At 44.0% G+C, this 11,720-nt stretch carries 12 protein-coding genes and 1 riboswitch; of the genes, 5 read left to right on the top strand and 7 right to left on the bottom strand.

The annotated features are described in order from the left end of the window. Positions 1-268: 268 nt before the first annotated feature. A complete protein-coding gene (gene ribB / locus AB8613_RS16940) occupies positions 269-925 on the bottom strand; it encodes a 3,4-dihydroxy-2-butanone-4-phosphate synthase (RefSeq protein WP_004733029.1) in 657 nt (218 codons plus the stop codon). A 347-nt stretch (positions 926-1,272) separates the two neighbouring features. Continuing rightward, a riboswitch (FMN riboswitch) is annotated at positions 1,273-1,423 on the bottom strand. Between the two features lie 385 nt (positions 1,424-1,808). On the opposite strand from ribB, the gene AB8613_RS16935 reads away from it, so the two are divergent. After that, positions 1,809-2,555: a phosphatase PAP2 family protein gene (locus AB8613_RS16935; protein WP_372385296.1), complete on the top strand. Its 747-nt coding sequence runs from the start codon at positions 1,809-1,811 to the stop codon at positions 2,553-2,555. Between the two features lie 53 nt (positions 2,556-2,608). On the opposite strand, the gene AB8613_RS16930 is transcribed toward AB8613_RS16935, so the two are convergent. The 3 genes from AB8613_RS16930 to AB8613_RS16920 all read right to left on the bottom strand — a co-directional run bounded on the left by AB8613_RS16930 (position 2,609) and on the right by AB8613_RS16920 (position 5,205). After that, positions 2,609-2,971, bottom strand: coding sequence for an MmcQ/YjbR family DNA-binding protein (locus AB8613_RS16930; RefSeq protein WP_017065872.1), 363 nt, complete (start codon positions 2,969-2,971; stop codon positions 2,609-2,611). A 78-nt stretch (positions 2,972-3,049) separates the two neighbouring features. Next, a complete protein-coding gene (locus AB8613_RS16925; protein WP_017083156.1) occupies positions 3,050-3,775 on the bottom strand; it encodes a sulfite exporter TauE/SafE family protein in 726 nt (241 codons plus the stop codon). Positions 3,776-3,999: 224 nt separating this feature from the next. Continuing rightward, on the bottom strand, positions 4,000-5,205 hold the full coding sequence (locus tag AB8613_RS16920) for an MFS transporter (RefSeq protein ID WP_102549410.1): 1,206 nt from the start codon (positions 5,203-5,205) through the stop codon (positions 4,000-4,002). A gap of 29 nt (positions 5,206-5,234) precedes the next feature. On the opposite strand from AB8613_RS16920, the gene AB8613_RS16915 reads away from it, so the two are divergent. Then, positions 5,235-5,384, top strand: coding sequence for a hypothetical protein (locus AB8613_RS16915; protein WP_372224565.1), 150 nt, complete (start codon positions 5,235-5,237; stop codon positions 5,382-5,384). 472 nt (positions 5,385-5,856) lie between these two features. Continuing rightward, positions 5,857-6,471 (top strand): YitT family protein, encoded by a 615-nt coding sequence (locus AB8613_RS16910; protein ID WP_009846279.1) that lies wholly within the window; start codon positions 5,857-5,859, stop codon positions 6,469-6,471. A gap of 137 nt (positions 6,472-6,608) precedes the next feature. Here AB8613_RS16910 and sigZ read toward each other — a convergent pair whose 3' ends face one another. Together sigZ and AB8613_RS16900 are read right to left on the bottom strand one after the other, a co-directional pair. After that, positions 6,609-7,223 carry an RNA polymerase sigma factor SigZ gene (gene sigZ, locus AB8613_RS16905; RefSeq protein ID WP_372253221.1) on the bottom strand — a complete coding sequence of 205 codons (615 nt, stop codon included), beginning with the start codon at positions 7,221-7,223 and terminating at the stop codon, positions 6,609-6,611. After that, entirely contained in the window at positions 7,207-7,503 is a 297-nt protein-coding gene (locus tag AB8613_RS16900; RefSeq protein ID WP_004733042.1) for a helix-turn-helix transcriptional regulator, read from the bottom strand. The genes sigZ and AB8613_RS16900 overlap by 17 nt, the downstream gene beginning before the upstream one ends. Positions 7,504-7,736: 233 nt before the next feature. Between AB8613_RS16900 and AB8613_RS16895 the strand changes: the two genes are divergently transcribed. Both AB8613_RS16895 and AB8613_RS16890 read left to right on the top strand, forming a co-directional pair. Continuing rightward, on the top strand, positions 7,737-8,837 hold the full coding sequence (locus tag AB8613_RS16895) for a permease (RefSeq protein ID WP_017070391.1): 1,101 nt from the start codon (positions 7,737-7,739) through the stop codon (positions 8,835-8,837). Between the two features lie 163 nt (positions 8,838-9,000). After that, entirely contained in the window at positions 9,001-10,332 is a 1,332-nt protein-coding gene (locus AB8613_RS16890; RefSeq protein WP_372383695.1) for an IS4 family transposase, read from the top strand. Between the two features lie 78 nt (positions 10,333-10,410). Here AB8613_RS16890 and AB8613_RS16885 read toward each other — a convergent pair whose 3' ends face one another. Next, on the bottom strand, positions 10,411-11,613 hold the full coding sequence (locus AB8613_RS16885; RefSeq protein ID WP_372385295.1) for a hypothetical protein: 1,203 nt from the start codon (positions 11,611-11,613) through the stop codon (positions 10,411-10,413). Between the last annotated feature and the right edge of the window lie 107 nt (positions 11,614-11,720).

Below are 11,720 nucleotides of genomic sequence, written 5' to 3'. Positions count from 1 at the left end.
ATTCGAGTGAATTTTTCTCATATTTTGCAGGATTTTTTGAGAGGTTACGCTTTTCTAGGGATTAGGCTGGGGAGGTTTCGATGGGTAAAGACACTTCGGCGATCAATCTCTAGCATGTCTCAAAATACGGAAATAAAAAAGGCCTTATTCTTTAATGCTATTAACTAGAAACAGCATTAAAGAGTTAGGCCTTTCAATATTTATTTCTGAGTTTAGTTACCTTCAATGCTAAATGCTAAGTGTTTAGCATTGAGGACTGAACTAAACGTTACGCAAGCTTAAGGTCGAACTCAGTGCGGTACATAACCATATCTTCAATGGTCAGTACTGGCATGTTGTGCATTTTACCGAAAGCAACGATCTCTGGCGCTTTTGCCATCGTGCCATCTGGGTTGGTTACTTCACACAGTACACCGGCAGATTGAAGACCAGCCATTTGCATAAGATCCACTGTACCTTCTGTGTGGCCGCGACGAGCAAGTACACCACCTTTACGAGCACGCAATGGGAAAACGTGGCCAGGGCGAGCAAGGTCAGTAGGCTTAGCTGTTGGATTTGCAGCTGTCTTGATCGTTGTTACACGGTCAGCGGCAGAAACACCTGTTGTTACACCAACTTTCGCTTCGATAGTTACGGTAAACGCAGTTTGGTTTGCGCTGTTGTTATCAACAACCATAGGTGGAAGTTCAAGTTGGTTCGCTTGCTCGTCAGTTAGACACAGGCACACAATGCCGCTACATTCGCGGATCATAAGCGCCATTTGAGCATTCGTCAGGTGTTCTACTGAGTAGATGATGTCGCCTTCGTTCTCACGATCTTCATCGTCAAGTAGAAGTACGCCACGACCTTCGCGTAGAGCTTGCAGTGCGTTTTCAACGCGAGTGATTGGTTCGCCAAATTCGGCAAGTAGTGAAGACTGATTCATGGTTAAACTCCTAAAATATCACCAGAATCAGGGCTGTATGAGGGATCTCAACCGAGCACAACAAAGCCTACTCATTACAAGTAGCTTGTACCAATCGTAGTAAACAACTGGTCATTCTAGCTGGTTAAAACCCTTGATAACGGCGTTAGAATTTTTGACTGTAGAATAACTACTTATCGAAAAATTTTGCCTTGTTCTCAAGCGTTTTTCCTGCGCTATCTCTGATCATTTATTTACTGTGATTGGTATTAGCTCATTATGGTTTTATCCAAAACGAAATGCACCCGTCTGAGTTGGAGGCATCAACCCAATAGATAGGTGCGCCTTTCCAACTTAAACGAGTGTGTTTCCATTCTCTCTCATCCGGACTATAACCGTCGGCTCTGGCATCTCACCAGATCTGCTGACCTCGACGAATCGAGCGCTCGCGGGCTTATCTTTAGATTTTGCTAAGGACATACCGCCGGTGGGGAATTTCGCCCCGCCCTGAGAATAAAAATTAATAATTTGTTTTGCTTTGAAAGCAGACCAGATGGTAATCCTTTCAATAGTGGATTTAAAGGACTGACAGCAAAGTTTTTAAGATTTTGGCCTTATAATCCGGTAAGTGTTCACTTTATCAGCAGAACGCGTCCGGTAGTTTATTAGTGGGATGATGCCTTTGTCTCGTCTGGTTTCAGTGGTTTTTGCTATCTCTATGAACATAAATGGATGTTGTACATTATTGGTGCTGGTGTGGCTGTTCACCGAATCAATACTCAAGAGGTCCATTAATCGAATATTGTTACACCATGACGGCTGACTGACCGTTTTGACATAAAATTGATATTGACGATGCTAAGCTGCGATAGCATCCGACCACTTTATCTAAAAGATCTTAGCCATGACTTCTCTGTTCTCTAACAAATCCAAAGGCTTATTACTGCTCGTTCTAAGTTTGTATTCCCTCATACCCTTTTTGATCTTTGGATCTGACTTCGACCTTGGAAGTGCTGTTTTGCCTTTCTATGGCGCCTTCATAACGTTTGTGACTTACTCTGCGGGCAATCAAGGATTCTTGGTAACGCTAGCGATTTTGTCTTTAGTATTGTTCACGATGAAGTTTTCCAAAGCTAAGTTAGTCAGTCTTTGTCTGCAGCTCGGCTTGTTGTTGGTGCTTAGCTTTGCAGCGAAAACCTTCTTAAAGCATTCCACTGAGAGTCCTCGTCCTTATTCTGAGTATTTAGTGACACAAGAAGTCGTTGAAATGCCGGAAGTGTTTTACGAATTACCATTGGTTGAAAAGAATGCTGCGATTGAGTCTGTACAAGATAAGGTGAGCGAGTGGCGCACGCGTCATTGGCTTGGCGAAATGGACTACTCTTTCCCATCTGGACATATGATCTTTGTCGGTGTGTGTTTGGCGTTCTTTGGTGGTTTGTTCTTAGAGGCGAAACGCTTTTATCTAGTCGGCGGTTTACTGGTTTGGGCTGGTGGTGTCGCCTATAGCCGTGTTTGGCTTGGCATGCATCGACCTGAAGACTTGGCCGGATCTATTGCCTTTGCGGGTTTGATCTATTTATTGGTGCCGCTTATCTCAGAGCAAAAAATAGAACGCTATTTACCTGCATTTTTGAAACAGACTTCTTAGGGATCCGTCCTCACTGCAAAAGAAGGGCTCAGATTAGCAGTACGTAATAAACGCTACTGATTGAGCCCTAGCTCTGCTTGCTTCTTTTTGGTTAGACCTAAGGACACAATTCGGTGTGACTCAATGAGATAGTATCTCAGCTCCTCATCCCTTTCTGGCGTGCTTTCAAACAGCTGAATCCATTTCATACCGCGTGAAGCAAAGTAGGGTGCGGGTTTATAGCCCGGCTCTTCTTTGAGAAAGTCGAAATTCTGATCGGACGCCTTGAAGATAAACGCAGGCTCATCTTTCGGTCCCCAACCACCAATCGCAAACACCTTGCCACCCACTTTCCAAACGTGCGAGTTATTCCACTGCATCACATAACTGGTTGCAGGCAGTGACTCGCAGAATGCGTTGAATTCGTCGTAAGTCATAGAGCGTCCTTTTATCTACTGGGTGTTTGTGTTGGTTTTCTAAGATGTCTTTCTTCTTCTTGTCTTTATCGCCAATAACTAGCCAGCTAAACCCTGCCAGATTGCCGTAAAGCCACTGAGAGAACATAGCAGTAATGAACCAATGCGTATCTTCTCTTTAGGGATGCTTTGTGTCGTCATTAACGCCACTTTGTAACCCAACCAAGCAGCAGGCAGCAAAGGTATAGTGATGATCAAGTGGTGTAGCGTGAAGAAGCCAATTGGGATCTGTACAACCAACGAAATGATCGAACTAAACACGAAAAACGCAGAAAGGTTACCACGAAGCTGATTGGCATCTTGGTGTTGGAGTAGCAGTGCCATCGGTGGACCACCAATACCAGAACTGGTGCCAAAGAACCCAGAGAAGAACCCTGCAATACCCATCTTGATTGGGGTTGGTTCGAGTCTGAATGGCAGTAGGCTAACAATCACGGCAAATACCACCAATAAGCCTAACCATAATGACAACACGCTCGTTGAAACCATCACCAATAATGCTCCGCCTGCCAATGAGCCCGGAATGCGGCCCAGCAATGCGATTTTTAACCCGCCAATAGAAATGTTTGCACGGTGTTTAAAGGCGTTGAATAAAGAGATAAACAGGCCAACCAAGCAGATAGGCGCAGGTACATAGTCTGGTGAAACCAAAAACAGCAGTGGGGCTGCAACAATGGCCAAACCAAAGCCGATTGCGGTTTGCACAAATGAGCCAGCAAAAATGAGTGCCATTGCGATAAGGACAGTCTGATCTATGTATTCCATAAGCCTGCGGATTAGTTTTAAAGGAGCGAGTGGATACTATAAATTAAAACGAAAAGGATAGTCTTATTATTCAGTGAGGTTTATGCAAATATCGGCCGTTTTAATTGGTGAAATAGTGACTAACAAAAAAGCGAGTGAGTATATCAGGATGTTTCCCTTCAATACTCACTCGCTTTATTGGAACGACTTGTTGTTTACGCTAGTGGGGGAGTCAGCGTTAAACGTTAAGCCATTGCCAATTTCAGTCGCTCAATCGGCTTGTCATTGATTGGTAAATGGATAAGCGCTGCCGCAAATGCAAGTACCACGGTTGACCACCAGATTGGCTCGTAAGAACCGTAGTAATCGTAAATACGACCGCCAACCCAAGCGCCTAAGAAGCTACCCACTTGGTGAGTAAAGAACACCAAACCGTACAACGTCGACAGGTAACGAGCACCGAAGATCTGACGAACTAAGCCAGAAGTTAGCGGAACCGTACCCAACCAACAAAAACCAATCGCTGCACCGAAGATAGCCGCAGTTGACTCAGTAACAGGCAAAGTGACAAAAGCTCCGATAACCACAGTACGTACTAAGTACAGTGCCGACATTACATGACGCTTGCTGAACTTATCGCCCATCACACCCCAGAAGTAAGATCCGAAGATGTTGAAGATACCCACATAAGCCAGTGCCATTGCTGCGCTGCTCGCGGGTAGGTTTTTGTCGGCTAAGTAACTCGGTAAGTGCGTCGCAATGAACATCACGTGGAAACCACACACGAAGAAGCCTGCGTGAATTAACCAATAACTTTTGTTCGCAAATGCTTCAGACAGCGCTTCTTTTAGTGTCTGAGTGTCTTCTACTTGCTTATTGGTTGCCGACTTCGGCGCTCGCATAAACAGGGCAAAAGAGATCATGAAACAACAAAGTACGCCAAAGACTTGCATTGCACTCTGCCAGTCAAATTCGTTCAACATGTATTGTGCGCCCGGAATTACCGCGAACATACCAAATGAACCTGCTGCTGTGGTTAAACCAAATGCCTTCGCTGCGTGCTCTGCAGGTACTACTTTTGCTACCGCGCCTAGCACGATCACATAGCTCGTCGCACTCAATCCAAGGCCAACTAATGCGCCTAATGAAACGTAAAGCATGCTTGATTCGGTAGAAATAGAGGTAAGAAGTAAACCCAAACCGTAAGCACATGCGCCAGCAATAATGATGCGTCTTGCTCCCCATTTGTCAGCAGCCATACCAACAAAAGGTTGGAACACGCCAAACAATAGGTTTTGTAGCGCAATCGCGAAGCTGAAAAACTCTCGACCCGTGCCGAAATGCTCTGAAATTGGCATCATGAAAATGCCGAATGATTGTCTGATCCCTAGACTGATAATAAGTGTGCCGATCCCAAGCCATACCAGTAAAGGAAAACGGAAAATGCTCATTCTTATACTCTTAAACTAATGGTGGTGATGTGAGTGGTCTTGCGCTGACATGTGTTGGTCAGGCATCTCATGGTGATGTTCGTGCCCAGAATGCTCATGAGCTGACTGCTGGTGGCATCCACTGCTCACGGCATGCTGAGCCAAGAGATCAATCAATGGCTGGCTGTGATGCACAATAACCAAACTAATGACGAGAAATAGCGTCATTCTGGCCAGTTGGGCAAAAAGAGATTGTGAAAACATACGGTGTTGACATGCGCTCAATGTTGTAAGAAGTCGCGCATCATAATGACGAGTGAGGTATGTATCAAATGACCATTTGTGATTTAGTCTATGCGTTTTATGCATAGATTTATGCATGGTTTTATGCGTCGTTAGAATTAGGGTAAAACGTGACCAATAAATAGGAAAACTCGAAGTTTGCTGGTTAATAGATAGAAGTATGTAATTAAGAATGAAAGTCCAAATGCAAGATTGTAACTGTCTGTTTAATTGAAGATTTCACAAAACTGTAAAAACTAATATACAAACTAATCACTAATCAACATTGGCCATTTACTCGACTTATCTGTCAAACATCGTAAATTTGGGCATAAATCGTTTCAAAACTACTGAAACGCGATGTTAAAAGATTCAGGGAGAGTCATTCACATGGATAAAGATCATAACCTTCGCGAAAATTTACTGGCACTGCTCTTAGGTAGCGCACTAGTTTCACTCGGCGTTATCTTTTTCAACCAAGTCGGTTTGCTCACCGGAGGCACGGCTGGTCTAGCGATCTTCATTACCAAAGTAACAGACCTAAGCTTTGGCCAAGTGTTCTTCGCACTTAACTTACCTTTCTATATTTTGTCGGTCGCTCGTATGGGCTGGCGCTTCACCATCAATACGTTTATCGCGGTTTCGATTGTTTCGTTCGCCGTGGATCACTTGTATCACGTGATTCAAATTGCCGAAATTCATGCATTGTATGCAGCTTTACTTGGTGGCGGCTTGATTGGTACCGGCATGCTGGTGATCTTCCGTCATAAGATGAGCTTAGGTGGCTTCAACATTCTGGCGCTGTTCCTACAAGAACGTTTTGGAATTCGTGCGGGCAAGGTTCAGATGGCATTAGACTGTACGATTGTTGTGCTTTCACTGTTTATTGTTGATGTGTCACTGGTTCTCCTGTCTGTGCTTGGTGCGATAGTCACCAACTTGATTCTAGCAATGAACCATAAACCGGGGCGCTATCAACCTGTGGTAAAAGCGGAAGCAGCATAGTTCGGTTCGATCAAACACTCGATTCGCTTAAGCTTTAGATTTGCTTAAGTAAAGCGTGATTTGCAGATTATGAAAACAACAAAGCCAGCATCAATTGCTGGCTTTGTTCTATTGAAATAACGGATTCGATGTAACGATTAACACTTGCCGCAGCTAGCGTCCGGCTTAAGCTCGCAATCAATCACATTGCCTTGTTGATCAAGTGACAGGTTACAGCACTCTTCAAACAAGTTCTTAAGATCCCCGCGACTTTTCTGAACACGAGACTTAACGGTTGAGTAGCTGATGTTTTGAGCCTCTGCGATCTCTTTTTGGCTTTGGCCTTTGATATCGACAGCAAGCAGTAGCGATGAACTTTGTTCTGGCAGTGCCTGAATAAAAGGTTCAATACACAATGAGAGCTTCTGCTTAAATTCAGAGTCGTGGTCTAAATCGGTAAACCACAGATCTTCAGCATCAATTTGGCTATCACGTTGTTGGCGTGCATGCTTACGGTAGAAATCGATGATGGTGTTGTTGGCTAACTGGAACAGCCAAGCCTTAACACTGCTCGCATCTTGGACTTTGTCTAAGTTCTGATAGGTCTTAATCAAGATATCTTGGAGCAAGTCGTCTACATCCGCAGAATTGTTGACCTTTGAATGCAGGAATGACTTTAATGCTTGCTGATACTCGGCCCAAACTTGTTCGAGCTTCAAAGGTGCCTTATTCAAAGGTGCCCCGTTCAAAGGTGCATCAGTTGCACTGTTCATTCACGCAACACTCGTCTTGTAAGAAATCAATCACGCCTTCTAGACACTCATACTCCGCCACGCAGAATAGAGTTCTTCCTTCTCGTCTTTGGCTGATTAGGCCCGCAGACGCCAAGCTTGATATGTGGTGAGACAAGGTAGAACCGGGAATGCCTAGTTCTTCTTGTAGGCCGCCAACTGCAATGCCTTGATAGCCAGCTTTAACGACACTCTTATAAATGGTTAGGCGAATAGGGTGCCCCAACTCTTTAAGTGCTTTCGCAACGACTTCTAAGTTCATATTAACTCCTCAAGATTTAATTTCGATGTTAGTCGAAATGTATGTCGAATTCAAATTTAAAAACGGTGGCTGTGTAAGTCATTGAAAAAATGTGTTTTAGAAAATCATTTCGATTTTTATCGAAATAAAGCTTGATCTGGAGCTGTTTATTTCTATAATTCGAGAATATTCGAAATTAAGGGTTGGTTACTTTTCTCATAGAGCCCGACCTTCAATCCAGTTTGGAGTTAATTATGAGCAATGAAATGTTAACAATGCTAAAAGACGCACTTGATATGTTCGCTTTCTTAGCAGTAGAGCTAATTATCCTTTTCTTAGCGATCAGCTACATTGTTGGGATTCTTCAAGAGTTCCTTACACCAGAAAAGATTCAATCTATCCTGAGCTCACGTAATGGTAAGGGTTATGTAGTAGCAGCACTACTGGGGGCAATTACACCTTTCTGTTCATGTTCGACCATTCCTTTCTTAAAAGGATTGCTGCGTGCAAGAGCGGGTTTCGGTCCAATGATGGTGTTCCTATTCGGTAGCCCACTATTGAACCCAGTGATCATTGGTTTGTTCGTGATTACGTTCGGTTGGCAAGTCGCTGTGTTCTACTTCCTTGTAGCAATGACGGTATCTGTAGTGGCTGGTTACGCACTTGAGAAGCTTGGCTTTGAGCGTTACGTAAAACCTGAAGCGTATGAATCAACAGGTTCAGCTTCAAGCTGTGGCACTAGCTGTGGTGACTCTGCTCCTAAGAAAGCCGCACCGGTTAAAGCAGAATCTTCATGTGGTACAAGTGCATGTGGCGAACCTGCACCCGTAATGGCGAAAGAGACATCTTGCTGCGATTCTAAAAAAGAAGAGCCACAAGTAACGGTTTCATGCTGTTCAGCGGATGGAAGCGCAACAGCTGAAATCGTAGAGAAGAAAGAACCTAGTCGTTGGATGAGAATTTGGTTCTCAACTTGGAAAGACTTCAAACAAGTTTTCCCTTACCTAATGATGGGTATCGCGATTGGTTCATTCATCTACGGCTTCATTCCTACAGACCTAATTGCACAGTACGCTGGTGAAGGTATGTGGTATGCGATTCCAGTAGCTGCCGTGATTGGTATTCCACTGTACATTCGTGCTGAAGCGGTAATCCCATTAAGTGCAGCTCTAGTACAGAAAGGTATGGCGCTGGGTTCAGTAATGGCATTGATCATTGGTAGTGCAGGTGCAAGTTTGACGGAAGTTATCCTGCTTAAATCAATCTTCAAGAACCAAATGATTGCAGCATTCCTATTCGTTATCCTAAGCATGGCGATGGGTGCAGGCTTCCTATACAGCTTCATCTTTGGTTAATCAGGTCTGATTCTGAGATAACACCACAGATACCAAGAGATAGACAATTAAAAGAGCTCACATAGTTGAGTAATGCCGATCAGTTAAGAAATTTGTGAGATCATTTGACCGATCCTCAAAAGGCTTCAAAATCCGATATTAGGAAACTAATATCGGATTTTTTATGTCTTTAGAAAGCCAACTTGCTAATACTTTTCGGTCATGTAATACCTTCCATCACTTTGACAAATACTCTGACATTCTTAGTCCAGAGCTTATCCAGCAAGGCTTTGAGCAAGCTGGCGTAGCAACCGTTAGAAGAAGGCGGTTACCTTTGGAAGCAGTACTTTGGTCCGTTGTTGGAATGAGTCTCTTTCGTCAACAATCTGTTTGGGATATCGCTAACCAACTCGATATTGTCCTGCCAGACAAACAACGCTTTGTTGCACCAAGTGCTGTTGTTCAAGCGAGGCAGAGATTAGGTGAAGAAGGTGTAAAGCAAGTCTTTAAGAAGATGGCAGCGCATAGCTATCAAGCGTCTAACTTCGAAACTTGGTGTGGATTAAACCTTCTCTCCGTCGATGGTGTCGTTTGGAGAACAACAGATACACCTGAAAATCATCAAGAATTTAAAGCACAGCGTAATCAATCATCTGAAAATATTTACCCTAAGGTACGTATGGTTTGCTTGATGGAGCTTACAAGTCATCAACTAATCGATAGTGCATTCTCTGACTATCGCACCAGCGAAATGCGGCTCGCAGAAGAGCTCATCGAGCAAACACCAAATCATTCTCTGACTATTTTTGATAAAGGATATTACTCTTTAGGGCTGCTTAATCGTTGGAACAAAGTAGGTCAAGAAAGGCATTGGATGCTCCCTGTGAGAAAGGACTTTCAGTATGAAGTCGTCCATAAATACAGCCGGAGTGACGCTATCGTTGCCATAAAAACAACACCTCAGGCAAGAAAGAAGTTCAGTGATCTCCCTGAGACAATAGAAGCAAGGTTAGTATCGAAAATTATCAAGGGTAAGGAATATCAGGTACTTACATCAATGTGTGATGGGTTGCGCTTTCCTGGTGAAGACATCGTAGAGCTCTATCGCTATCGTTGGGAGATCGAATTAGGCTATCGGGAAATGAAGCAAACCTTGCTGGATAGTGAGTATACATTGCGAAGTAAGCGGCCAGATATGGTCAAACAGGAGCTCTGGGGAATTTTGTTAGCCTATAACCTTATAAGGCAGGTTATGACAAAAGCAGCGAGTAAGTTAGATAGCATCTGGCCGAATCAATTAAGCTTTACGAGTAGTGCCATGGCTGTGACTCAATACTTCGCTGCTTTACCTTTAACGAGCCCGGGAAAACTACCTAAACACTATGAAGTGTTATTACAGCAAGTATCTATGTTTATCCTACCACCCCGAAGAGAAGATAGAAGCTATCCTCGCTGGGTAAAACTGAAACCCAAGAAATATGCAACAAACAGAAAAAATGCCAGTCAGCTTAACTGACTGGCATTACTCACATAGTTGAGCTCTTTTTTTGCTTAGGTTGTCCCGTCCTGAAATGTGTTTAACAAAGCATGATTATCAGACTGCGTTTGGCAGCGCAGCCGAAGTACCGTATGCAGCGAAAGCATTGGTGGCTAATACATCACAGTGATGACGGTTAATGGCATCGCCGTAATTGTTAGTGATTCCGGGGAACTGAAAGCGATACATTGGAATACCATAGCGACGCTCCCTCTGCTGACCGATTCTATCTTTGCTTGTCCATAACAGCCGGTTCTTTGCCGTGTAAGTCATGCCGTGCATTTTATTGAAGTGATCTTCATTACTGCGCATTTGCTCGTATAGCTCAATGATGCGCTGCCTAGAAATGTTCAATGTCGAGTTCGCCTTAAGTTGCGTTCCCCAACCCGTTAGTACCTTTTCCATGAAATCACGGGTAACGAGCCCGGGGCCAGTAAGTAAACCCGCACCTTTACTTCCGCCTGAGGTATTGGCATTCCCTACCAAAGTACCGTGTCGGCCTGGCATATAGGTAGTGTAATATTTAGTGGAAGGGGACATGCGTGGCATTCTCGCTTTGAAAGCTAATGAGCGTTCGTCTTCAGCAAAAACACATACGATCTGTTTGACGTTTTTGCCCAGTAATTTGTAATCCTTGAATGCGTTCATCCCACCGGGAACGGGGTCACACGCAAAGATGTTGACTGGGATATGGCTTAGCTTGGGATCTTTGAGCATTCGGTTCGCCAATTCAAAGCAACTGACACCCCCGCGGCTCCAACCCACGATGTTAACTTGGCTAATCGGTTTACTTTGGCGCTCAATCGCGATGTTCTGCTGGCGTGCTGCCATGCCGTGTTTCAGGTCAGCCGCTAGTTCTTGCGAATCTTTCAACCAATTTTGATATTTCTGGTTGGTTGCAAAAGGCCAAGCCGATTTTGCAGGGCGAGATTCACTGAGCAGTCCTTTCGCTCGCTTCATGTAGTCATTCTTATCTTGTTGGTTTCCACGCAAGATATTCAGAACATGGCGCATATTGCTATCAATGCCTTTGCCCAACAATGTTCCCTTAACTCCAGAATACGTGTCGTCCTTACCTTGCTTCAACCACTCGTTCTGATTGCCACTGCCAACGCCATCCACTTGAATGTAGTCAATCATGTCTCTGCCCGTTGCATTCTTCGCTAGCGTCGAAATCAATTCGCCAGAAACATAGTTTTTGTGATTGTTGTCTTCTGAGTTTGAGCCTGTACCACAGAAGAATACGGTTAATACGCTCATCCTTTGCCTTTAACACAATTAATTAAGATTGGAATCAGTATAGAAGTGATATGAGAAATTTATAAGATTGAATGAGTTAGAGAGAAGCATTGCTCCGAAAGTTGATG

Origin of the sequence: Vibrio sp. BS-M-Sm-2 (genome assembly GCF_041504345.1) — a bacterium.
Taxonomy (GTDB): Bacteria; Pseudomonadota; Gammaproteobacteria; order Enterobacterales; family Vibrionaceae; genus Vibrio; species Vibrio satsumensis.
Note: the sequence above shows the minus strand (reverse complement) of the source record. Positions and strands in the feature narration are given on the sequence as shown.

What these genes read in the sequence shown, in the direction of transcription:
- ribB (WP_004733029.1), bottom strand. Translation starts at nt 925, where the DNA reads ATGAATCAGTCTTCACTACTTGCCGAATTTGGCGAACCAATCACTCGC.
- AB8613_RS16920 (WP_102549410.1), bottom strand. Translation starts at nt 5,205, where the DNA reads ATGAGCATTTTCCGTTTTCCTTTACTGGTATGGCTTGGGATCGGCACA.
- AB8613_RS16885 (WP_372385295.1), bottom strand. Translation starts at nt 11,613, where the DNA reads ATGAGCGTATTAACCGTATTCTTCTGTGGTACAGGCTCAAACTCAGAA.
- AB8613_RS16890 (WP_372383695.1), top strand. Translation starts at nt 9,001, where the DNA reads ATGTCTTTAGAAAGCCAACTTGCTAATACTTTTCGGTCATGTAATACC.
- AB8613_RS16925 (WP_017083156.1), bottom strand. Translation starts at nt 3,775, where the DNA reads ATGGAATACATAGATCAGACTGTCCTTATCGCAATGGCACTCATTTTT.
- AB8613_RS16895 (WP_017070391.1), top strand. Translation starts at nt 7,737, where the DNA reads ATGAGCAATGAAATGTTAACAATGCTAAAAGACGCACTTGATATGTTC.
- sigZ (WP_372253221.1), bottom strand. Translation starts at nt 7,223, where the DNA reads ATGAACAGTGCAACTGATGCACCTTTGAACGGGGCACCTTTGAATAAG.
- AB8613_RS16900 (WP_004733042.1), bottom strand. Translation starts at nt 7,503, where the DNA reads ATGAACTTAGAAGTCGTTGCGAAAGCACTTAAAGAGTTGGGGCACCCT.
- AB8613_RS16935 (WP_372385296.1), top strand. Translation starts at nt 1,809, where the DNA reads ATGACTTCTCTGTTCTCTAACAAATCCAAAGGCTTATTACTGCTCGTT.
- AB8613_RS16930 (WP_017065872.1), bottom strand. Translation starts at nt 2,971, where the DNA reads ATGACTTACGACGAATTCAACGCATTCTGCGAGTCACTGCCTGCAACC.
- AB8613_RS16910 (WP_009846279.1), top strand. Translation starts at nt 5,857, where the DNA reads ATGGATAAAGATCATAACCTTCGCGAAAATTTACTGGCACTGCTCTTA.